This window comes from Saccharomonospora amisosensis, assembly GCF_011761185.1.
In the GTDB taxonomy this organism is placed as follows: Bacteria; Actinomycetota; Actinomycetes; order Mycobacteriales; family Pseudonocardiaceae; genus Saccharomonospora_A; species Saccharomonospora_A amisosensis.
On record NZ_JAAOYM010000001.1, the window covers coordinates 777,024 to 797,119 of the forward strand.

A 20,096-nucleotide genomic window follows, 5' to 3' on the forward strand; every position below is an offset into this window, starting at 1 on the left:
GAGACATGCGGGAAACCTCGGCACGACTGCTGCACCTGCTCTCCCTCTTGCAGACCCGACGCGACTGGTCCGGCGCCGAACTCGCCGAGCGCCTGGAGGTAGCTCCACGCACCGTGCGCCGCGACATCGACCGGCTGCGAGACCTCGGCTACCCGGTGCACGCGACTGCGGGCACCGCAGGCTACCGGCTCGGCGCAGGCGCGAACCTGCCGCCGCTCCTGCTCGACGACGACGAAGCCGTCGCCGTCGCGATGGGCCTGCGCACGGCCGCCGGCGGTTCGATCACCGGCATCGAGGAGACCTCGGTGCGTGCTCTGGCCAAGCTCGAACAGGTACTGCCTTCCCGGCTACGCCACCGGATCAACGCCCTACAGACGATGACCGTGCCGATGACCAACACCGGCCCCACCGTCGAGCCGAGCACCCTCACTGCCATCGCCGCCGCCTGCCGCGACTCGCTGCGCCTGCGCTTCGACTACCGGACCCACGACGGAACCAGCGCCATGCGCACCACCGAGCCGCACCGGCTGGTGCACGCGGGCCGGCGCTGGTACCTCATCGGCTGGGACATCGACCGCCAGGACTGGCGCACCTACCGCGTGGACCGCCTCGACCCGCGCACGCCCACCGGTCCCCGGTTCACCCCACGCACGCCGCCAGAACCAGACCTCAGCGGCTACACCTCGCGGGCGATCTCCACCTCTGCCTACCGCTACCAAGCCCGATTCACCCTGCACGTCAGCGCTGAAACCGTGGCAGAGCGCATCGCTCCCACCATCGCGACGCTGGAGCCGATCGACGAGCACAGCTGCACCCTGCGAGCCGGATCAAACTCACTCGACGAGTTGGCCATCTACGTCACGACCAAAGGGTTCGACTTCCAGGTGCACGAACCGCCGGAACTCGTCGAGCACATCAAGACGCTGACGGCCCGACTCGCCCGCGCGACGGATTAGGAGTTGTTCACTTCGGTGCCGGTTGTCGTAAGGCCGACCCCAGCTTCCGACATCGCTGACGCGGCCGATGGCGAAGACGCCGGGGGTGTACTGCGAAAACTGGAAGGGAGACCGGTTGCGGACGCGAACCAACGCGACGAGGTCGCCGACTTCGGACGTGTGCCACTGACAGCGTGACTTGCCATGTTCGGATCCGCAGACGACAGTGTGGGTTGCGGTGTCGCACCTGTCGAGCAGGGACTCGTGCTGATGGGCACGGACAAGCCAGTAGCACATGCCCGGCACCCGTTTCGGCGTCGAGGGCTATCCGGCGCTGTTGGTGGGTCTTGGTGTCCTTTTCCCGGGTTTGTTGTCCGTTCTGGGCGATGCTGGTGCGAATCCAGAGCGCGGCGTTGTCGAGGTCGAGCCGGTCCCAGCGGAGCGCGCACAGTTCGCCCCGGCGTGCGCCCGTGGTCATGGCAAGCCAGACGAACATGCCCCAACGCAGGTCCTTGAATGCCTCGTTGACGATCGCGGCGGCTTCGTCAGGCGTCGGTGGTTGCGGGTTCGACGTCGGCCCCTTCGAGGCTTCTGCCTGGTCAAGCGGGTTGATTGTGATCCACTTCCACCGGATGGCGTCCTTGAACGCCCCGCTCAAGCACCAATGGACCTTGCGAATCGTCCCGTTGGAGAGCGGCCTGCACTCGTGCGCACGGCACTTGTCGTCACATGCGTGCTCGCCCCGCGTTCGGTGAATGACGAACTTCCGCCCGCCGCAGTGGTCGCGGCAGGCTCGGAGCGTGCGATAGAAGGAGTCGAAGGTTTCCGCGTCGAGTCGCGCCAACGTGACCCTGCCGATAAGCGGGCGGATGTGCGTGCGAATGACGCTCTCGTACCGCTGGCGAGTCGATGCGTCAACGTCGACTAGTTCGAGATAGCGGTCCATGAGCTGGTTCACGGTCGCGTTGGTGCGCGCGTTCCGTTGCTCGTTGATCTCGTTGAGAATCCGGACGCGGACCTTCTCGGCTTCCTTCTCCACGTTCGGGCCAGCCGGGACGGTCTCACGTACGTAGTGTCGGCGGCCTGTGAGCGGGTCCTCGCCCGCGTAGACCACGATCCGGCGGGCGCCACTGGGCAGCGTCTCGATCCGGCCCCTATGGCGCTTCTGAGAGCTCTTTCCGGCGTCAGCCATGGTGCGAAGATACGGAACTCGCACCACGATCCGCACCACGCGGGCTTCCGAAGATCACCGGAAACCGCCTCTGACCTGGGCGCCCCCGGGAGGATTCGAACCTCCGACACCCGCTTTAGGAGAGCGGTGCTCTATCCCCTGAGCTACGAGGGCAGGGATACTGCCTGACAGCTTAGCGGGTGACTTCCGCTGGCTGGAGCCGGGACCTTGACGTGGCGCGAGTTGCTCACTGTAATACCCCCACTACTTGTGAGTAACCCTCACGGATCGGACACGGTGACCCCGGTCCCCTGCCCTTGGAGGCGCCGTTGATCAAGGTCGTTTTCGCCGACGACGAGGAACTCGTTCGTTCTGGCCTACGCACGATGATATCCGTCGCGCCGGACATAGAGCTGGTCGGTGAGGCCGCCGACGGCAGAACCGCCGTGGAGGCCGCCCGCCGTCTCCATCCCGATGTCGCCTTGCTGGACATCAAGATGCGCGCTCCGGACGACGGCATCCGCGCCCTGCGCGCCATTCAGACGCTGCCGGAACCCCCAGCGGTGGCGATGCTCACCACTTTCGACGTCGATGAGTACGTCAGCCTCGCACTTCGGTTCGGTGCCAACGGTTTCCTGCTCAAGGACATCGAGCCCGCCGCGCTGGTTCGCGCGATCCGCGACCTGGCGCGTGGTGGGGCGGTGCTGGACCCGAGTGTCGCCGCGCGCATGGTCAACGCGCACCGAGACGAGCAGCGCGCCGCGGCACCCGCGCGAAGGCTGCTCGCCTCCCTGTCCGATCGTGAGCGCGAGGTCGTCGCCCTGATCGGGAAGGGCCTTTCGAACGCGGAGATCGGCGGGACGCTGCACCTGTCGGAAGCGACGGTCAAAGGTTATGTCTCCGCGGTGCTGTCCAAGATCGGCGCCGCCAACCGCGTGCAGGCCGCCCTGTTGGCTTATCGGGGCGGACTGGTCGACTGACACGCGGCCCGACGTTAAGGGCCGTCTCAGCCGGGCGAGTAAGACTGGTGCTATGCGCATTCTTGTCGTCGACGACGACCGTGCGGTCCGCGAGTCGCTGCGACGCTCGCTCGAGTTCAACGGCTACCAGGTCGATGTCGCGGGCGACGGTGCGCAGGCGCTGGAGAAGGTCGCCGCCGACCGCCCGGACGCGATGGTGCTCGACGTCATGATGCCCAGGCTCGACGGGCTCGAGGTGGCGCGCAGGCTCCGAGGTATCGGCGACGACCTCCCCATCCTCGTACTCACCGCGCGGGACACGGTCTCCGACCGGGTCTCCGGCCTCGACGCGGGTGCCGATGACTACCTGCCCAAGCCGTTCGCGCTCGAGGAACTGCTAGCGCGGCTGCGCGCGCTGCTTCGGCGAGCCGGAGCCGAGGCGCAGGCCGCCGGCAACTCCGAAACACTCAGCTTCGCCGATCTCAGCCTCGACCCCGGCACCAGGGAGGTCTACCGCGGCGAGCGGCAGATAAGCCTGACGAGGACCGAGTTCGCCTTGCTCGAACTGTTCATGTCCTACCCGAAGCACGTACTGACGCGCAGCAGAATCCTGGAGGAGGTGTGGGGCTACGACTTCCCGACCTCGGGTAACGCACTTGAGGTCTACGTCGGCTACCTGCGGCGCAAGACCGAGGCCGGTGGCGAGCCCCGATTGATCCACACCGTCAGGGGCGTCGGCTACGTACTTCGGGAGACGCCCCCGTGACCCGTCCGGGTGACCCTGCCCAGGCCCGGCCACGCCGGTTCTCCTTGCGTGCTCGGGTCATGTTGCTCGCCGCCATCTCGGTGGGGGTCACCGTGGCGCTGGTATCGCTGGGCGCGTACCTGACCGTGTACAACAACCTCTACCAGCAGTTCGACGACAGCCTTACCGAACGCGCCATGGCCGCCGTGGAGAGCCCGACGGTGCAGTCCAGGGTGCAGTCGATCCCCGGCGCGTTCCTGGTGAGCAGCGACATCCAGATCGGCCTGCTCACCGCGACCTCCGACATGATCCATCCCCGTGCGGGCACCCCGCCGCCATGGGGGCCACCCGAGTTGGCGGTGGCACGTGGAACCACCGGTTCGTCGTTGCGCACCGACTCGGCTACCGACATGCGGGTGATCGCGCTACCCGCTGGAAACGGCGTTGCCATGGTGCTGGCACAGTCGCTGGAGCCGACCAAGCGAACGCTCTCGGACCTGGCGCTCGTGCTGCTGCTGTTCGGAGGTGCGGGGATCGTTGTAGCCGCGGTGGCGGGTACGGCGGTCGCCAGAGCCGGGCTCCGTCCCGTGGAACGCCTGACCTCCGCGACCGAGCGGGTGGCCCGGACGATGGACCTGCGTCCCATCCCGGTGAGCGGGGACGACGAGTTGGCGCGGCTGACGCACAGCTTCAACACCATGCTCGACGCCGTTTCCGAGTCGCAGGAGCGACAGCGCAGGCTGGTCGCGGACGCGGGCCACGAGTTGCGGACACCGCTCACCTCGCTGCGCACCAACCTGGAGTTGCTGCTCGCTGCGAGCAAGCCGGGTTCGCCGTCGCTGTCGGAGCGCGATCGCACGGAGATCGAGGCGGACATCCGGTTCCAGCTCGACGAGTTGACACAGTTGATCGGTGACCTGGTGGAGCTGACTCGCGGTGAGGCTGCCAGAGAGGAAGCCGAGCGTGTCGACCTCGTCGAGGTGATCGAGCGGGCGCTTGATCGGGCGCGGCCGAGGGCGGGTGAGGTGGAGTTCGAAACCGACCTGCGTCCCTGGGTGCTCACCGGCGACCCGAACACGCTGGAGCGCGCGGTGCTGAATTTGCTCGACAATGCCGTGAAGTTCTCGCCCGCGGGGTCGGTCGTGCGGGTTGTTTCGCGTCCGCTCGGTGACGGCACGGCCGTGGTGGAGGTGGCCGACGCGGGACCGGGTATCGCGGAGGAGGATCTGCCCAAGATTTTCGACCGCTTCTACCGGTCGTCAGAAGCACGTACCCTCCCGGGTTCCGGGCTCGGTCTGGCGATCGTCAAGCAGGCGGTGGAGCGACACGGCGGTGCGGTGTACGCGGGGCGCGCCCCGGAAGGCGGGGCGCTGCTGACGATCCGGCTGCCGGGCGTACCTGGGTAGGCAACCCGACGGCGGCGGTAGAGCGTCACCCCGATATCGGGGCGCTGTCCGTGGTGGGTCGGTTACCGTCCTTCGACCGCGACGTTGCCCGTCCCGCCTTCGGGTGGCTCCTACGCCCCAGGTATGTTCGATCATGTAGAGTTTTGTGTACTTCAGGTGCGGTTGCGGATGGAGTAAGACGGTGCTGGCGCGGCAGCGGCAAGCGATGATTCTCGACGAAGCGCGACGGACCGGTGCGGTCCGGGTCAGCGATCTCGTCGATCGCCTCGGCGTGTCCGACATGACCGTCCGCAGGGACCTCGACGTACTCGCGAGCAGGGGACTCGTGGAGAAGGTCTACGGAGGCGCGACCACGGTCACGACCATGAGCACGCACGAACCGGGGTTCGAGGCGAAGTCCGTTCGCCAGCGCGCACAGAAGGAGGCCATCGCCGCGGCCGCCGCGGCGTTGATCCGCCCCGGAACCGCCATAGGCATGTCCGCGGGAACCACCACCTGGACGCTGGCTCGCGCTCTGGGCCCGATACCTGGCCTGACGGTCGTCACCAACTCCATTCGCGTCGCCGACGTGTTGCGCGGCTCGGGTGAGCCGGACCGCACCGTCGTTCTCACCGGAGGTGTGCGCACGCCATCCGACGCGCTCGTCGGTCCGGTGGCGGTGCAGAGCCTGCGCAGCCTGCATCTGGACATCGTCTTCCTCGGGGTGCACGGCATGGCTGACGGGCCCGGCTTCACAACGCCCAACCTGACCGAGAGTGAGACCGACCGCGCGCTTGTCGAGGCAGGGCGAAAGCTCGTCGTCCTCGCGGACCACACCAAGTGGGGGATGGTCGGTATCTCCACGATCGCCGATCTCACCGAGGCCGACGTGGTGGTCAGCGACGACGGTCTCGCCGAGGACGCTCGCGGCGTCCTCCGTGAGCACGCGGGTGAACTCGTGATCGCGCAGGTCGACAGTCCGGCTGGGGCGCACGAGTGAACAAGACCGTTCGGCACCTCGCGGACGGCCGGGAGATCATCTACTTCGACGAGGGTCTCGCGCCACCGTCGCGCGACACCCGGGACACCCGTGCGCTTCCTCCCGTGGCGGGGGGTTCGGAAATCCGCAGGGACCCGCTCACCGGCGAGTGGGTCGCCATCGCCACGCACAGGCAGACGCGCACACACAAGCCACCCACCGACCTCTGCCCGCTGTGCCCCACCCGCCCCGGCAAACCGAGCGAGATACCGGAACCGGACTACGACGTGGTCGTTTTCCAGAATCGTTTCCCGTCCTTCGCCAACGGGAACGGCCGTACCGAGGTGGTGTGCTTCACCAGCGATCACGACCGTTCCTTCGCCGAACTCAGCCCGCGCCGGGTGCGCACGGTGGTCGACGTGTGGGCCGATCGCACGGCCGCGCTGTCCCAACTGGACGCTGTGGAGCAGGTGTTCCCCTTCGAGAACCGAGGCGAGGAAATCGGCGTCACCCTGCACCACCCGCACGGGCAGATCTACGGCTACCCGTTCGTCACGCCGAAAGCCCAGCGGATGCTCGCCACCGCCCGCGACCACTTGGCGAAACACGGCAGGCACCTCCTCGGCGACGTGCTCACCGCCGAGCGTGCCGATGGCGCCAGGGTGGTCGAGGAGGGTGAGCATTGGACCGCCTTCGTGCCCCCTGCGGCGCGCTGGCCGGTTCACGTGTTGGTGGTGCCACATCGCAGGGTCGCCGACCTCACCGGCCTGACACCCGAGGAGCGCGCCGACTTCGCCGAGGTGTATCTGCGCCTGTTGCGCCGGTGCGACGGCCTCTACGACAGGCCGCTTCCGTACGTCGCGGGTTGGCAGCAGGCGCCTGTGCGGCAAGGTCGCGACCTCGCCTGGCTGCACCTGGAGCTGTTCTCGATACGTAGAGCACCGGACAAACTGAAGTACCTTGCGGGCTCGGAGTCCGGCATGGCCGTCTGGATCAACGACATGTCGCCGGAGCTGATCGCAGAGCGGTTGCGGGCGGCCGGGTGATTCTCCTGCCTGGCACAGGCTCGATTCAGCATGCTCTCAGGACCGCGGAGCATCATGAACTCATGACCGACAACGACCCCTACGCTCAGGACAAGCCCGGCGGCCAGTCGCCCGGAACACCGGAGCAAGGCGGTTGGGCTGCCCAGCAGGAGCCGAGTCCATGGTCGGCCCGCGGCCACGCGATGCCCGGCTACAACCCGTACCAGCCTGGCCAGTATCCGGCAGCGAGCACCATGCCGGGCGGCGAGCCACCGTCGCCGCAGCGCGGCCGCCGCGGCGGCACCGCCAAGCTCGTCGCGGGCGTCGCGGTGCTCGCCCTCCTTGTGGGCGGCGGGGCAGGCACCGTGGGTGGTTACCTGGCAGCCGACAACGCCACGACCGGCAGTTCGGTCAACGCGCTGAACGAGCCGCTCCCGGCCAAGGACTCAGGTGACGCTCCGGCGGGCAGCGTTGAAGCGGTCGCGCAGAAGCTCATGCCCAGTGTGGTGCAGCTACAGGTGCGCGGTCGCTCGTCGGCAGGCGAAGGCTCCGGGTTCGTCATCAGCGACGACGGCTACATCCTGACCAACAACCACGTCATCGAGGGCGCGACAGGCGGAGGCGCAATCAACGTGGTGTTCCAGAACGGCGACAAGGCGGAGGCCACGATCGTGGGCCGCGACCCCACGACCGACATCGCGGTGGTGAAGGCCGAAGGGGTCAGCGGGCTGCCCACCGTGGAGCTGGGCCGGTCCGACGACCTGCGGGTCGGCGAGTCCGTGGTGGCGATCGGTTCACCGTTCGAGCTGGCGGGCACCGTCACCGCGGGCATCGTCAGCTCGCTGCACCGGCCCGTCACGGCGGGCGGTCAGGGCGACCAGACGACGGTCATGGACGCCATCCAGACCGACGCCGCCATCAACCCGGGCAACTCCGGCGGGCCGCTCGCCAACATGCAGGGACAGGTCATCGGCATCAACTCCGCGATCTACAGCCCGCAGTCCTCCGGCATCCCAGGTATGCAGTCCGAGGGTGGCAACGTCGGGATCGGTTTCGCGATCCCGATCGACCAGGCCAGGCGCACCGCGGACGACATCATCAAGTCGGGGCACGCTACTCAGACCTACATCGGGGCGACCGTGGGCGACGCCCCTTCCGGTGGCGCCGTGATCGGCGAAGTACAACCAGGTAGCCCCGCCGAGGGAGCGGGCTTGAAGTCCGGCGACGTGATCGTCAAGTTCGGCGACCGGCGCATCGACGACGCGAACACCCTCGTGGCGGCGGTCCGCACCAGGGCGCCGGGTGAAACGGTCACGATCACACTCGGTAGCAACCGGACGTTGGACATCACGCTCGGCGGCCAGCCGGTTCAACCGAACTGAGACGCTCGGCCGCCGGTGCGGCCGAGACCAGCGCGGCGGCCCCGGGCGGGTGAGTTCAGCCAACTACCGCTGCCCGCGGGCCGCCGGCCAATCACTCCACCTCGCTCAGCGCGATGCGGCCCCGGTCCGAATCGCCCGTACCGCAGCCGCGAACCGCGAGTCGGGGATCAACTCGGCGACGCGAACCGCGTCGGCCATCGTGTCCACATCGCACAGCGGGTCGGTCCGCGTCACCGGTAACCCAGTTGCGGCGAGCGCACGGCGGGTGAGCGCCGCGGTGTCGGGCTGCGACATCGGCACACCGGCGAGTACGCAGGCGCGTGTCGGCTCCCGCAGCGCCAGCACCCACCAGCCACCGTCGAAAGCCGGGCCGAGCACGGCCTCGTGGGTACGGAGGTCATCGGCGACCGAGCGCAGGAGTGCGGGGGTCAGCTGTGGCGTGTCCATCCCGACCTGCACGACGGGCAGACCCGGCCACAATCGAGCGACGTCCGCGTGAGCGTTCGCCAGCCGAGCCCCGAGGTCGGGTCCTCGCTGGGCCAACACGGTGCAGCGACGCAGCAGGCCCGACAACTCGCCGCGCCGCGCGGCGGACGCGAGCTGCCCCGCAAGCGCGACCACCGGCACCGCTGCCGGAGCCTTCAGCGCGGCGTCGAGCGTGTCGAGCAGCGCGGCCGCGGCCAGGTCGGCGGCTTGCCACGGCGTCGCGGGTGGGCACAACCGCGTCTTCGCCTGGCCGGGCACGGGCGCCTTCGCCACGACCAGTGCGCACCAGGCGTCATTCACGCGCGCCAGACCCCCGCCATGTCTCGCGCGGCACGCAGAGTTCCGCGCAGCGAACCCGACACCTTCGACACCGTGCCATCCGCCCTCGGGCCGTACGGAACCTCGACCTCGTGCACCCGCCAGCCCGAGCGAGCCGCCCTGACCAGCAGTTCCAGCGGATAGCCGAATCCTCGATCGGCCACACCCAGTTCGAGCAGCGCCGAACGCTTCGCCGCCCGGATCGGCGCGATGTCGTGCACGGGCAGTCCGCGCACCCGCAGGAGCAGCGCCAGTGCCGCGTTGCCCGCGCGTGCGTGCCATGGCCACACCCCCGGTTCCGCTGCCACCCGGCGGCCCACCGCGAGCTCCACCCTGCCTTCCCGTACTGGCCGCACCAGTCGGGGGAGTTGCCCGGCGTCGAGGGAGCCGTCGGCGTCGAGAAAGCACACGATTCGCGACGAGGCCGCTTCCAGACCGGTGTGGACGGCCGCGCCGTACCCGCGCCGTGGCTCGAAGACGACCTTGGCCCCCAGTTCCTCGGCCACACTCGCGGAGTCGTCGGTGGAACCGTTGTCCACCACGATCGCGCGGAAGCCGGGTGGGAAGGCGCCGAGCACGGCGGGCAGTGCGGGCGCCTCGTCGAGGCACGGCAGGACCACGTCGACCGGTTCTTCTCGGTTCACGAAATCGGACGATAGATCCAAGCAGGACAGTGCGAAACTCGCGCGGGATTACGAAACTCTGACGGGCGTCGTCTGAGTATTACCGAGTTCTGACGTGTCTCCGCAGCCCGCTGACGGTCCGGTTCCCGCCCGTTATCGTGCGAGGGGTGGTCGCTTCCTCCACCACGGATAGGCCCGGCGCGACAGCGAATCGAGTGCGTGGTGACCTCGTCGCCGTTGGTCTCGCCGCGTTACTCGTCGCGGTCGCGGTCGCGGTCAGAGGGTCACCGCCGCTGTACGGTAGTTGGCTGCCGCACGGCAGCCCGGCATCGGTGTTCGCGGTGCTGCTCGCGGTGGCGGCCGTGGTGTGGGGCCCGGCACTCGCGACGTCGCTGCCATGGCGTGGGTTGCTCGCCACCGGGTACGTCGCCTCGCTGGCGTGGCTGCTGTCGTTGGCGCTGGTAGACGGCTGGCAACGTGGTTTCGCGGCGCGGCTGGCGACACCGCACGAGTACCTGCACGAGGTAACCGGCATCACCGACATCCCCGCGATGCTCGACACGTTCGCCGACCGGATCGTCGCGGGCACGCCGGGCTTCTGGACCACGCACGTGGCAGGCCACCCTCCAGGTGCCGTGCTGGTGTTCGTCTGGCTGGATCGGCTGGGGCTTACCGGTGGTGTGTGGGCCGCGTTCGCGTGTGTGACCACGGCGGCATTGGTGTCGGTGGCAGCGCCTGTCACCCTGGCCGCGCTCGGCCGTGCTGAGGCGGCGCGTGCCTGCTGGCCGTTCGTCGTGCTGTTCCCGGGCGCGGTGTGGCTGGCGGTGTCCGCGGACGCGGTGTTCGCGGGTGTGACCGCGTGCGGCATCGCCCTGCTCGCGCAGGCATGCCGAGCCGCCCACCGCGGGTCCCGGTATGCCCCCGCGCAAGCTGTCGGTGCGGGCGCGCTGCTCGGCTTCGGGGTGTTCCTGTCCTACGGCCTTGTGCTGCTCGGCGTGGTAGCGCTTGCCGTCCTGCTGCTCGGCAGAAGTGCGAGGGCGACGCTGTACGCCGCCGGGGGAGTCGCGGCGGTGGTGACCGCTTTCGCGGTGGCCGGCTTCTGGTGGTTCGACGGCTACCGGCGGGTCGTCGAGCGATACAACCAGGGAATCGCCTCCGAACGGCCCTACTCGTACTGGGTATGGGCCAACCTGGCGTGCTTGGCGCTGGCGGTGGGGCCCGCTGTGGTCGCTGGGCTGCACAGGGCATGGCTGCGCCGCGCCTGGACGCCTATGGTGGTGCTCACGGCCGCCGCCCTCTGCGCCGTCCTTGTCGCCGACGTGAGCGGCCTTTCCAAGGCAGAAGTGGAGCGGATCTGGCTGCCTTTCGCGGTGTGGCTGCTGCCTGCCACGGCCCTGCTACCGCCCGGCGTGCACCGCTGGTGGCTGGCCGCCCAAGCGGCGACCGCGCTGGCGGTCAACCATCTGATGCTGACGGTGTGGTGAGGGCGATGAGCGAGGACAGTGGCGAAGGCCTGGTGCTCGTGGTCGATGACGACGAGACGGTCCGGGACGTGGTGCGCCGCTACCTGGAGGTGGCCGGGTTCGCGGTGGAGGTCGCGGGTGACGGCTACGAGGCGCTGGAGCTTTGCGCCGCAAATCCACCCGACCTGATCGTTCTCGACGTGATGATGCCGGGGCTGGGTGGCCTCGAGGTGTGTGGCCGATTGCGGCGGACCAGCGAGGTGCCGGTGGTCATGCTGACCGCGCTCGGCGAGGAGGAAGACCGCATCGCGGGCCTGCGAATAGGTGCCGACGACTACGTGACCAAACCATTCAGCCCGCGAGAGCTGACCCTGCGGGTCTCGTCGGTGCTGCGCAGGTCGCGTGGACCGGCGCCAGGGGCGAGTGCGCCGGACCTCGTCGACGACGACCTGCGCCTGGTGCGCTCGGCGCGGCAGGCCACGCTCGCGGGTGTGCCGCTCGCGCTGACGGTCGGGAGTTCGACCTGCTGGCGTTTTTCCTCACCCATCCCGGCACCGCCTACTCCAGGACCGACTTACTGGACAAGGTGTGGGGCTGGCAGTTCGGCGACCAGTCCACGGTTACCGTCCACGTCCGGCGGCTGCGGGAGAAGATCGAAACCGATCCCGCCAACCCCAGCCGCGTGGTCACGGTTTGGGGCGTCGGCTACCGCTACGACCCGCGACGATCATGATCGAGCCCGGCGAGTCGCTCGCCGACCTGCTCGAGCACGCCTGGCATATCCTGCCTGTCGCGCTCGCGTTCGCGATGCCCGTCGTCGCCGTCGGTGCTCTGCTGCTGTACCTGCTGCGCAGGGGTTCCTTGGCCAGCACCCTCACGGTGCTCGTACTGATCCCCATCGTCGCGACGCTGACCGGGGTGCTCGGCGTCAGCGGGTTCATGTTCAGCACGGCGTTGACCACGATGTTGCTGGTCTGCCTGCTTGTGGCGGTGGTGACCGTACCGGCGGCCATCATGCTCGGCAGGGTCATCGCCAGGCGCAGCGTGTGGGAGCGGGAAGCCAGGGATAGGGAGCGAGCCGCGGAAGCCTCGCGCCGCGAGTTGGTCGCGTGGATCAGCCACGACCTGCGCAGCCCGCTGTCGGGTATCAGGGCGATGGCCGAGGCGCTCGCCGATGGTGTCGTCGGTGAGCCCGACGAGGTCGCCAAGTACGCCCAGCGCATCAACGTCGAGGCCACCCGCCTGACAGTGATGGTCGACGACCTTTTCGAACTGTCCCGGATCACGGCGGGGGCACTTCGGCTGGAACTGACCGCCGTGCCGCTCGGTGACGTGGTCAGCGACGCACTGTCCGCGCAGGCACCTGTCGCCCGGCGTAACCGGGTGAAAGTGCGGGCGAGCGCACAGGCCTGGCCGGTGGTGGCCGGTAGCGATCCGGAGCTCGCCCGTATCGTGCGCAACCTCGTCGCCAACGCCATTCGCCACACCCCGCCCGACGGCACGGTGGCCGTCGGCATCGGTATCGACGGCCAGGAGGCACTGCTCGCCGTCGACGATGCGTGCGGCGGCATCCCGGAGGACGAGCTCGGCCGGGTGTTCGACGTCGCATTCCGGGGCACGCAGGCGCGCACACCCGAGACCGGGAGGACCACGGGTGGTGGCGGGCTGGGACTGGCGATCGTGAAAGGTCTCGTGGAGGCCCACAAGGGTCGGGTCGAGGTGCACAACCACGGGCAAGGCTGCCGATTCGAGGTACGGCTGCCGCTGGCGGCGCGGTGAACAAGGGCGGCCGGCACCCGTCGTGTGCGCACTGTGCCGCTACCTGGCCCCGCGAAGCTCAGCCGTCGCGAAATCGTCGATACCTTCGGCGAACCCGATCGTCGCGGTGAAGCCCAGCAGCCGCCGCGCCCGCTCCGGGTCCGCGACGACGTGGCGAACATCGGCGGGACGGGCGCCCCCGACCACGCGTGGCAGCGGACCACCGTGTGCCCTCGCCAGTTCGGTGGCCAGCTCTCCTATCGTGTGCGGCTCGCCGGAACAGATGTTGACGGCGGTCAACTCACCTTCGTCCGCGGGCGTGCGTAGCGCGAGCACGTTGGCTCTGGCCACATCGTGGACATGAATGAAATCCCGGCGTTGCCTTCCGTCCTCCAGCACGGTCGGGCCCTCACCCCTTTCGAGGGCGGAGCGAAACAGCGACGCCACGCCGGCGTAAGGCGTATCGCGCGGCATCCGGGGGCCGTAGACGTTGTGGTAGCGCAACGCCCACACGGTGCCACCGGTCTGCCGCGCCCACGCACCTGCGAGCTGTTCCTGGGCGAGTTTGGTGGCCGCATAGGTGCTTCGCGGCCGAAGCGGAGCGTCTTCGCCAACCAGCAACGGTTCCAGCGTGGCACCGCATTGGGTGCACGTCGGATCGAACCGGTCGGCGTCCACATCGCATTGGCGGCGAGGTGCGGGTATCACCACTCCGTGCCGCGGGCAGGAGTACCTCCCCTCGCCGTACACGACCATCGAGGACGCGAGCACCAATCGGTGCACCCCCGTTTCGTACATCGCCGCGAGCAGCACCGCTGTGGCGTGGTCGTTGTGCAGCGTGTAGGACGGCGCGTCGGAGGGATCGACACCGTGCCCCACCACGGCCGCCTGATGGCAGACGGCGTCGACCTCGGTGAGCAGTTCCCGCACCAGCGTCGCGTCGCCCACGTCGCCGCGAACGAACCGGTGTCGTGTGGTGTGCCCGGGCGGGTTGCCACCGTGGTGCGCGGTGGGCAGCAGTCCGTCGAGCAGCACCGGTTCGAAGCCCGATTCGGCGAGCAGGTCGGCGATATGGGAGCCGATGAACCCGGCTCCGCCGGTGACGAGCACACGCACGCCGAGGACGCTATGCCGTTCACGACCAGCCCGCAGCCCCAACGGACCGTCCGTAAGCCTTCGGTCACATCTGTCGCGAGGCCCCACTACGGTAGGGCACATGGAACGCAGTGCACAGCGGCTGGGCCGCGCTCTCGTGGTGGTTGTGGACGACCGGACGGCTCAGGGAGAGATCGAGGACTCCATCGGGCCGCTCGTGACCGAGCTGCTGGAGGAAGCCGGGTTCATAGTGGACGGTTCCGTTGTGGTTCGCGCCGACACGGTGGAGATCCGCAACGCGCTCAATACCGCGGTGATCGGCGGCGTTGACCTTGTCATCACGGTTGGCGCTACCGGAGTCTCACCGCGAGACGTCACCCCGGATGCCACGGCCGGTGTGCTCGACAGGCCCATTCCGGGCATCGGGGAGGCGTTGCGTTCCTCCGGCCTGGCCGCCGGTGCCATCGATGCGGGCATCTCCAGGGGGCTTGTCGGAGTCTCGGGCAGCACGCTCGTGGTGAACCTGGCAGGCTCTCGCGCCGCCGTCCGTGACGGCATGGCGACATTGTCGTCGCTGGTTCCCCACGTCATCGACGAGCTGTCCGGCCTTGACGAAAGCTGACGCCATGGCCACGGACCGCGATCGGCCTGCCGACGAACCTGCCAAGGCTCCTCGGCGGCGGCGCATCGAGGAGATCTTCGGCGAGGTGGTTCCCGAGACCACTTCCGACGAGAAGGACCCCGGCGTAGAGCGCGGCCGATCCGACGAGTGGTACCTGGAGAACCGCCCGCCTCACCACGATGGCTGAGCCCCACCGCTGAGCCCCACCGCCCGTGGGTTCCGGCTACGTGTGGGCTCGGGCAGGCTCCCAACCCTTCCACGAGCACCTGGGGGCCGCGATAGCCTGGATCGCCACTCCCGGTCGGTTTCCTGCGACGGCATCCCGGCACCATCTAACGCAGCGTTACCGTGATCGGCTGCCCGAGTGAAACAGCGGCAAGGCGAGTCGCAGTGTCGGCAGGAGCCGAGAGCAACACCAGCGCCCCCTGGTTGTCCGCCGCCGGCCCGTCGCGAGCGGCTGCGCCTTCGTCAGGTACCGCGACCACGGTGACCCCGCTGGCCACGACCTGTTTCAGATCTCCGCTCTCGTCACTGTCGTCGCCATCCGCCCGGCCAGGCGAGACGACGTCCACCCGAGTGCCTGGACGGAGCAACTCCGCGATCCGGGCGTCAGCGAGTCGGATCGGAACTGTCGCCGTGCCAGGCGGGCTACGACGCCGCTCGGCGAGCCTGGTATCGGTCAGCGGCTCACCCGCGCGAGCGGCGCCGATGAGGTGGCGGCCGATAGCGTCCGATGTCTCGCCCAGCGCGCCGTCGGGCCCCATCCCGGCCGGAACGGCCGCGACCTTGACATCATCTGCTGTCAGTTCCGTTCCGGACGGAACTTCCCTGGCAGTGACGACAACGTTGACCAGCGCTTCACCACCGACGCCGGTGCCAGGGATGGCCGCCAGCGCCACCGCCAGCAGGAACAAGACCGTGGCGAGCGAACGCCGCACCAGCGCGGCGGGATGAGCGCGGACTCGGCTGCGTAACCACTGTCGCCAGCGTTGTTCACGGGTCTTGACCTGCATCGTTGCCCCTCGAATCGGATCGGGAGGGCGGTGTTTCGCCCTCGACCGGAACCGACGTTAGGGGCGCCGTGCGCAAAGCCGGGACCCTCGAAGCGGCAGCCTGTGGACAACTAGGTCGTTGTGGACAACTCCGGACCTCACGAGGCCTTCGGGGTCGCCGCCGTGGTACTCGTTGAACTCGTGGAGCCGCCGCCGTTGTTCGAGCCGGAGCCGGCGTCGGACTTGGCGGAACTCCCGGAACCGTTGGAAGAAACGTTGGAGGAGCTGTTGGACGAACTCGAAGCACCTGAGGTGCTGGACGACTTCGAGTCGGACCGAGAGTCGGTGCGGTAGAACCCACTGCCCTTGAAGATGACACCGACCGAACCGAACAACTTGCGCAGCGCACCCTGGCACTGCGGGCAGTCGGTCAGGCTCGCGTCATTGAACGACTGGACCACCTCGAACTGGTGGCCGCACTCCTTGCAGGCGTACTGGTAGGTCGGCACGGGGACTCCTTCTGGCGCTGGCACTCCCTTCCAGAGAGTGCTAACTCAATTTTGCTGCATGGCATTCCCCGAGCGCAATCGAGGGCCCTCTCACAGTGAGGGCTCTATCGAAGGTAACCGACGCAGCCCGCTGCTCGGAGTCAGAACCGCCGTCATGCGCACGTCATGGGGCTCGGCGGGCAACTGGTCGACGAATTCGGTGTCGCGAATCACAGCGACCAGCTCGGCGGTCGGTGAGGCGAGCGACAGCGACCGGTCGTAGTAGCCCGCACCCCTGCCGAGTCGGACACCTGAACGGTCCACTGCCAGGGCGGGAACGAGCACGACGTCGGCCTCGCCTATTGCCTTCGGTCCGAGTCGGGGCCCTTGCGGCTCAAGTACCGGACGGAGGTTGCCCTTTGCCAGCGCCGATGTGCCCGTGTACTCGGCCCAGTCGAGCGGGGCGGGCTCCGCAGGAACCACAGGAAGGAGGACACGTGTACCGCGTTCCCGAAGGATGTCCAGCAACGCGATCGAACCGGGTTCGGACCCGAACGGGACATAACAGCACATGGTGGTCGCCGCTGTCCCGGCTACCGCCTCCGTCAGTGCGGCGGCCTCGAGCACCCGCTGTTGTGCTGAGATCGCTGCTCGGCCCGCCTTCATACGCGCCCGCCACCGTGCCTTTACCCCCGCAGGGGGGTTGTCGTTGTCGGTCTCGTTCACGTGACCAGGCTAGGCTTTGCGCCCATGACGGGCGCCACGAGTCAAAACACCTTCCGGACCGCCATCGTGCCTGCCGCGGGACTCGGCACGAGATTTCTGCCGACGACCAAGGCCGTGCCCAAGGAACTGTTGCCGGTCGTAGACACGCCGGGCATCGAACTCGTCGCCGCCGAAGCGGCCGAAGCCGGGGCCACGCGCATGGTGATCGTCACATCCCCCGGCAAGGAGGCTGTTGTCCAGTACTTCCGGCCGATGGAGGAGCTGGAGGAAGCGCTCCGGCGCAAGGGCAAGACCGAGCAGCTGGCCAAGATTCGCAGGGCACACGGGCTGCTCGAGGTGGACGTCGCCATCCAGGAGGAGGCTCATGGGCTCGGTCATGCCGTAGCGCAGGCCGAGGCGAATCTCACCGAGGAGGACCGGGCGGTAGCCGTCCTGCTCCCCGACGACCTCGTGCTGCCCTCGGGAGTGCTGAACCGGATGGCGGAGGTGCGGGCGCAGTATGGCGGCAGCGTGCTGTGCGCCTTCGACATCCCGAAGGAACAGATCTCGCCCTATGGTGTGTTCGACGTGTCCGACACCGGCGACGAGGACGTCAAGCAGGTGCACGGCATGGTGGAAAAGCCCTCGCCGGAGGCTGCGCCGTCAACCTACGCGGCGGCGGGACGCTACCTGCTGGACCGGGCGATATTCGACGCGCTCCGCAGGATCGAGCCGGGCTCGGGCGGGGAGTTGCAGCTCACGGACGCTGTCGCGCTGCTGATCAAGGAAGGGCACCCGGTGCACATCGTCGTTCACCGTGGTGGCAGGCACGACCTCGGCAACCCAGCAGGGTTCTTGAAGGCGGCCGTGGACTTCGCCCTGAACCATCCCGAGCACGGTCCCGAGCTGCGGGAGTGGTTGACGAACCGGATCGGCAACGAGGGCTCATGACCACACGCGAGTCCGCCACCGCCGACCCGTCGTCGCCCACCGAATTCAGGTCGGTCGACGCGCAGCTCTCTGTGCTCTTGGGTGCCGCCGTGCGGCCGCGCCCGGTGCGGGTCGCGATCTCCGAGGCGCAGGGACTGCTCTGCGCGGAGGAGGTGGTCGCCGAGCACGCGTTGCCCGGCTTCGACCAGGCAGCGGTGGACGGCTACGCGGTGCGCAGTGTCGATGTGCGGACGGCCAGCGAAGAAGCAGTGCAGATGCCGGTGGTCGGGGAGATTCCGGCCGGGTCGCGGCAGCCCCGGCGGTTGCAGCCTGGCCAGGCGGTTCGGGTCGCGACCGGCGCTCCGCTGCCGACGCTGGCCGATGCCGTCGTACCCACGGCGTTCACCGACGGGCACGAGGCAAACGTCACGGTGCAGCGTTCCGTTCCTTCCCACGGCTATGTCCGTAGGACCGGCGAGGACGTGCAGATCGGGGACGTCGCCGTGCGGCGGGGTGACACGATCGGCGCCGCGCAGGTCGGGCTGCTCGCGGCCGTCGGGCGGTCGAAGGTCCTCGTCTACCCCCGACCACGGGTGTCGATCATCTCGGTGGGTGACGAGCTGGTCGACGTGGACCGCACTCCTTCCGTGGGCCAGGTCTACGACGTCAACTCCTACGCGTTGGCGGCCGCGGCGCGGGACGCGGGTGCGGAGGTCAGCAGGGTCGGCATCGTGCCGCTGGACCCCAAGCGGTTGCGCGAGACCGTCGAGGGCAGGTTGCTGATGTCCGAGGTCGTCGTGGTGGCGGGCGGGGCAGGAGGCAGCATCGGCGAGGAGGTGCACGCCGCGCTGTCCGACCTCGGCAAGATCGACACAACGAGGGTCGCGATGCATCCGGGCTCGACACAGGCGTTCGGCAGGCTGGGCCCCGACTCGGTGCCCACCTTTCTGCTTCCGGCGAATCCGATGAGTGCGCTGGTCGTTTTCGAGGTCATGATCCGGCCGCTGATCCGTGCCGCACGCGGCACCCGGAACCCGCAACGCAGGGTTATCGAGGCGCGACTGCTCTCTCCCATCGTGTCGAGCAGGGGTCGTAGGGGCTTCCTGCGAGGGCAGTTGTTGCGCGACGAGAGCAACGGCGAGTACCTCGTGCAGCCACTCGGCACGTCAGGCTCTCACCTGCTCGCGTCGCTGGCCGAGGCCAACTGCCTGATCAACGTGGACGAGGACCTCACCGAGGTCGCGGCCGGCGAGCAGGTCAAGGTGGCCTTCCTGGCCCAGCGCACGTGACCGCCCATGACATCGCAGGGGTATGGCGCGCCGTATGCCGCCGAACCTCGCCACCCGGGTTGGCCCGCGAGGCTGGGTCCACTCACCGTGCGGGCGGGGACTGTGGCTTTGCGGCCGGTCCGGCTGCTCGACGGCGGTGAATGGAGCAGGATCCGCCTTCGCGACCGCGAGTACCTGGAGGAATGGGAGCCGACTCAGGCCGGGCACTGGCACGAACGCAACGCCCACTGGGCGTGGCCGCCACAGTGGGCCTCACTCCGCGGCCTGGCTCGACGTGGGCAATGCCTGCCGTTCGCGATCACCGTCGACGGTGCCTTCGCAGGACAGATCACCATCGGCAACATCATCAGAGCGTCGCTGCGGTCCGCGTGGGTCGGCTACTGGGTTTCCTCGCGGCTGGCAGGCGGTGGCGTAGCGACGGCGGCCGTCGCTCTGGTGACCGACCACGCCCTCGCCGTCGCGGGCCTGCACCGCCTGGAAGCTACCGTGCGCCCGGAGAACAGCGCGAGCCTGCGTGTACTGGCCAAGGTCGGTTACCGGCAGGAGGGTCTGTTTCTTCGATATCTGGACGTCGCAGGGGCATGGCGCGACCACTTGTGCTTCGCGATCACCGACGAGGACAGAGGCGAAGGGCTGGCCTCACGACTCGTTGCCAAGGGCCTCGCCACCCCCCCTGAGCAGCGTTAAGCCGCGGCAAATCTACACCGAACGAGTGATCGGTTTACGCCGAACTACCGGCGAGCCTC

At 68.6% G+C, this 20,096-nt stretch carries 21 protein-coding genes, 1 tRNA gene and 1 pseudogene; 15 read left to right on the plus strand and 8 right to left on the minus strand.

What is annotated here, in order from left to right; translation table 11 throughout:
• Positions 1-5: 5 nt before the first annotated feature.
• Positions 6-956, plus strand: a complete 951-nt coding sequence (locus tag FHU38_RS03890; protein ID WP_167166573.1) for a helix-turn-helix transcriptional regulator — start codon at positions 6-8, stop codon at positions 954-956.
• 7 nt (positions 957-963) lie between these two features.
• Here the strand turns inward: FHU38_RS03890 and FHU38_RS03895 are convergent, their stop codons facing one another.
• The gene (locus FHU38_RS03895; RefSeq protein ID WP_208415542.1) at positions 964-2,127 is read right to left on the minus strand and encodes a tyrosine-type recombinase/integrase; all 1,164 of its coding nucleotides are present in this window, start codon (positions 2,125-2,127) and stop codon (positions 964-966) included.
• Positions 2,128-2,207: 80 nt separating this feature from the next.
• Positions 2,208-2,280: transfer RNA gene (locus tag FHU38_RS03900), tRNA-Arg, on the minus strand.
• A gap of 155 nt (positions 2,281-2,435) precedes the next feature.
• Between FHU38_RS03900 and FHU38_RS03905 the strand changes: the two genes are divergently transcribed.
• The 6 genes from FHU38_RS03905 to FHU38_RS03930 all read left to right on the plus strand — a co-directional run bounded on the left by FHU38_RS03905 (position 2,436) and on the right by FHU38_RS03930 (position 8,581).
• A complete protein-coding gene (locus FHU38_RS03905) occupies positions 2,436-3,086 on the plus strand; it encodes a response regulator (RefSeq protein WP_167166575.1) in 651 nt (216 codons plus the stop codon).
• Between the two features lie 52 nt (positions 3,087-3,138).
• Positions 3,139-3,831, plus strand: coding sequence for a response regulator transcription factor (locus FHU38_RS03910; RefSeq protein WP_167166576.1), 693 nt, complete (start codon positions 3,139-3,141; stop codon positions 3,829-3,831).
• A complete protein-coding gene (locus FHU38_RS03915) occupies positions 3,828-5,216 on the plus strand; it encodes a sensor histidine kinase (RefSeq protein ID WP_167166578.1) in 1,389 nt (462 codons plus the stop codon). The genes FHU38_RS03910 and FHU38_RS03915 overlap by 4 nt, the downstream gene beginning before the upstream one ends.
• A 181-nt stretch (positions 5,217-5,397) precedes the next feature.
• Positions 5,398-6,195 carry a DeoR/GlpR family DNA-binding transcription regulator gene (locus FHU38_RS03920; protein ID WP_313886660.1) on the plus strand — a complete coding sequence of 266 codons (798 nt, stop codon included), beginning with the start codon at positions 5,398-5,400 and terminating at the stop codon, positions 6,193-6,195.
• Positions 6,192-7,220, plus strand: a complete 1,029-nt coding sequence (galT, locus tag FHU38_RS03925) for a galactose-1-phosphate uridylyltransferase (RefSeq protein ID WP_167166580.1) — start codon at positions 6,192-6,194, stop codon at positions 7,218-7,220. Before FHU38_RS03920 ends, galT begins: the two co-directional genes overlap by 4 nt.
• A 62-nt stretch (positions 7,221-7,282) precedes the next feature.
• Positions 7,283-8,581 carry a S1C family serine protease gene (locus FHU38_RS03930; protein WP_208415543.1) on the plus strand — a complete coding sequence of 433 codons (1,299 nt, stop codon included), beginning with the start codon at positions 7,283-7,285 and terminating at the stop codon, positions 8,579-8,581.
• A 105-nt stretch (positions 8,582-8,686) separates the two neighbouring features.
• Here FHU38_RS03930 and FHU38_RS03935 read toward each other — a convergent pair whose 3' ends face one another.
• Positions 8,687-9,367, minus strand: coding sequence for a TIGR04282 family arsenosugar biosynthesis glycosyltransferase (locus FHU38_RS03935; RefSeq protein ID WP_167166582.1), 681 nt, complete (start codon positions 9,365-9,367; stop codon positions 8,687-8,689).
• Positions 9,364-10,029, minus strand: coding sequence for a glycosyltransferase family 2 protein (locus FHU38_RS03940; protein WP_167166584.1), 666 nt, complete (start codon positions 10,027-10,029; stop codon positions 9,364-9,366). The genes FHU38_RS03935 and FHU38_RS03940 overlap by 4 nt, the downstream gene beginning before the upstream one ends.
• 146 nt (positions 10,030-10,175) lie before the next feature.
• Between FHU38_RS03940 and FHU38_RS03945 the strand changes: the two genes are divergently transcribed.
• From FHU38_RS03945 to FHU38_RS03955, 3 genes and pseudogenes are all read left to right on the plus strand, one after another.
• Positions 10,176-11,492, plus strand: a complete 1,317-nt coding sequence (locus FHU38_RS03945; RefSeq protein ID WP_313886661.1) for a hypothetical protein — start codon at positions 10,176-10,178, stop codon at positions 11,490-11,492.
• A 5-nt stretch (positions 11,493-11,497) separates the two neighbouring features.
• Positions 11,498-12,204, plus strand: a pseudogene (locus FHU38_RS03950) (response regulator transcription factor).
• Positions 12,201-13,250, plus strand: coding sequence for a sensor histidine kinase (locus tag FHU38_RS03955; RefSeq protein WP_167166586.1), 1,050 nt, complete (start codon positions 12,201-12,203; stop codon positions 13,248-13,250). The pseudogene FHU38_RS03950 and the gene FHU38_RS03955 overlap by 4 nt, the downstream one beginning before the upstream one ends.
• Positions 13,251-13,289: 39 nt before the next feature.
• On the opposite strand, the gene FHU38_RS03960 is transcribed toward FHU38_RS03955, so the two are convergent.
• Positions 13,290-14,345, minus strand: a complete 1,056-nt coding sequence (locus FHU38_RS03960; RefSeq protein ID WP_167166588.1) for an NAD-dependent epimerase/dehydratase family protein — start codon at positions 14,343-14,345, stop codon at positions 13,290-13,292.
• Positions 14,346-14,445: 100 nt separating this feature from the next.
• Between FHU38_RS03960 and FHU38_RS03965 the strand changes: the two genes are divergently transcribed.
• Both FHU38_RS03965 and FHU38_RS03970 read left to right on the plus strand, forming a co-directional pair.
• Positions 14,446-14,946 carry a MogA/MoaB family molybdenum cofactor biosynthesis protein gene (locus FHU38_RS03965; protein ID WP_009156180.1) on the plus strand — a complete coding sequence of 167 codons (501 nt, stop codon included), beginning with the start codon at positions 14,446-14,448 and terminating at the stop codon, positions 14,944-14,946.
• A 4-nt stretch (positions 14,947-14,950) separates the two neighbouring features.
• Complete coding sequence (locus FHU38_RS03970; RefSeq protein WP_167166590.1) at positions 14,951-15,133, plus strand: hypothetical protein; 183 nt, start codon at positions 14,951-14,953, stop codon at positions 15,131-15,133.
• Between the two features lie 145 nt (positions 15,134-15,278).
• Here FHU38_RS03970 and FHU38_RS03975 read toward each other — a convergent pair whose 3' ends face one another.
• The 3 genes from FHU38_RS03975 to FHU38_RS03985 form a co-directional block, all read right to left on the minus strand.
• Positions 15,279-15,959, minus strand: coding sequence for an RcpC/CpaB family pilus assembly protein (locus FHU38_RS03975; protein ID WP_167166592.1), 681 nt, complete (start codon positions 15,957-15,959; stop codon positions 15,279-15,281).
• A 137-nt stretch (positions 15,960-16,096) separates the two neighbouring features.
• A complete protein-coding gene (locus tag FHU38_RS03980; RefSeq protein ID WP_167166594.1) occupies positions 16,097-16,447 on the minus strand; it encodes an FmdB family zinc ribbon protein in 351 nt (116 codons plus the stop codon).
• Between the two features lie 90 nt (positions 16,448-16,537).
• The gene (locus tag FHU38_RS03985) at positions 16,538-17,152 is read right to left on the minus strand and encodes a 5-formyltetrahydrofolate cyclo-ligase (RefSeq protein WP_167166596.1); all 615 of its coding nucleotides are present in this window, start codon (positions 17,150-17,152) and stop codon (positions 16,538-16,540) included.
• Positions 17,153-17,176: 24 nt separating this feature from the next.
• On the opposite strand from FHU38_RS03985, the gene FHU38_RS03990 reads away from it, so the two are divergent.
• From FHU38_RS03990 to FHU38_RS04000, 3 genes are read left to right on the plus strand one after another with little or no spacing between them, the layout of a single operon-like run.
• Entirely contained in the window at positions 17,177-18,082 is a 906-nt protein-coding gene (locus FHU38_RS03990) for a UTP--glucose-1-phosphate uridylyltransferase (protein ID WP_167166598.1), read from the plus strand.
• Positions 18,079-19,350 (plus strand): molybdotransferase-like divisome protein Glp, encoded by a 1,272-nt coding sequence (glp, locus tag FHU38_RS03995; RefSeq protein WP_167166600.1) that lies wholly within the window; start codon positions 18,079-18,081, stop codon positions 19,348-19,350. Before FHU38_RS03990 ends, glp begins: the two co-directional genes overlap by 4 nt.
• A gap of 6 nt (positions 19,351-19,356) precedes the next feature.
• Complete coding sequence (locus FHU38_RS04000; protein WP_167166602.1) at positions 19,357-20,037, plus strand: GNAT family N-acetyltransferase; 681 nt, start codon at positions 19,357-19,359, stop codon at positions 20,035-20,037.
• Positions 20,038-20,096: the final 59 nt, after the last annotated feature.

What these genes read in the sequence shown, in the direction of transcription:
- FHU38_RS03910 (WP_167166576.1), top strand. Translation starts at nt 3,139, where the DNA reads ATGCGCATTCTTGTCGTCGACGACGACCGTGCGGTCCGCGAGTCGCTG.
- FHU38_RS03990 (WP_167166598.1), top strand. Translation starts at nt 17,177, where the DNA reads ATGACGGGCGCCACGAGTCAAAACACCTTCCGGACCGCCATCGTGCCT.
- FHU38_RS03930 (WP_208415543.1), top strand. Translation starts at nt 7,283, where the DNA reads ATGACCGACAACGACCCCTACGCTCAGGACAAGCCCGGCGGCCAGTCG.
- glp (WP_167166600.1), top strand. Translation starts at nt 18,079, where the DNA reads ATGACCACACGCGAGTCCGCCACCGCCGACCCGTCGTCGCCCACCGAA.
- FHU38_RS03895 (WP_208415542.1), bottom strand. Translation starts at nt 2,127, where the DNA reads ATGGCTGACGCCGGAAAGAGCTCTCAGAAGCGCCATAGGGGCCGGATC.
- FHU38_RS03965 (WP_009156180.1), top strand. Translation starts at nt 14,446, where the DNA reads ATGGAACGCAGTGCACAGCGGCTGGGCCGCGCTCTCGTGGTGGTTGTG.
- FHU38_RS03955 (WP_167166586.1), top strand. Translation starts at nt 12,201, where the DNA reads ATGATCGAGCCCGGCGAGTCGCTCGCCGACCTGCTCGAGCACGCCTGG.
- FHU38_RS03970 (WP_167166590.1), top strand. Translation starts at nt 14,951, where the DNA reads ATGGCCACGGACCGCGATCGGCCTGCCGACGAACCTGCCAAGGCTCCT.
- FHU38_RS04000 (WP_167166602.1), top strand. Translation starts at nt 19,357, where the DNA reads ATGACATCGCAGGGGTATGGCGCGCCGTATGCCGCCGAACCTCGCCAC.
- FHU38_RS03975 (WP_167166592.1), bottom strand. Translation starts at nt 15,959, where the DNA reads ATGCAGGTCAAGACCCGTGAACAACGCTGGCGACAGTGGTTACGCAGC.
- FHU38_RS03890 (WP_167166573.1), top strand. Translation starts at nt 6, where the DNA reads ATGCGGGAAACCTCGGCACGACTGCTGCACCTGCTCTCCCTCTTGCAG.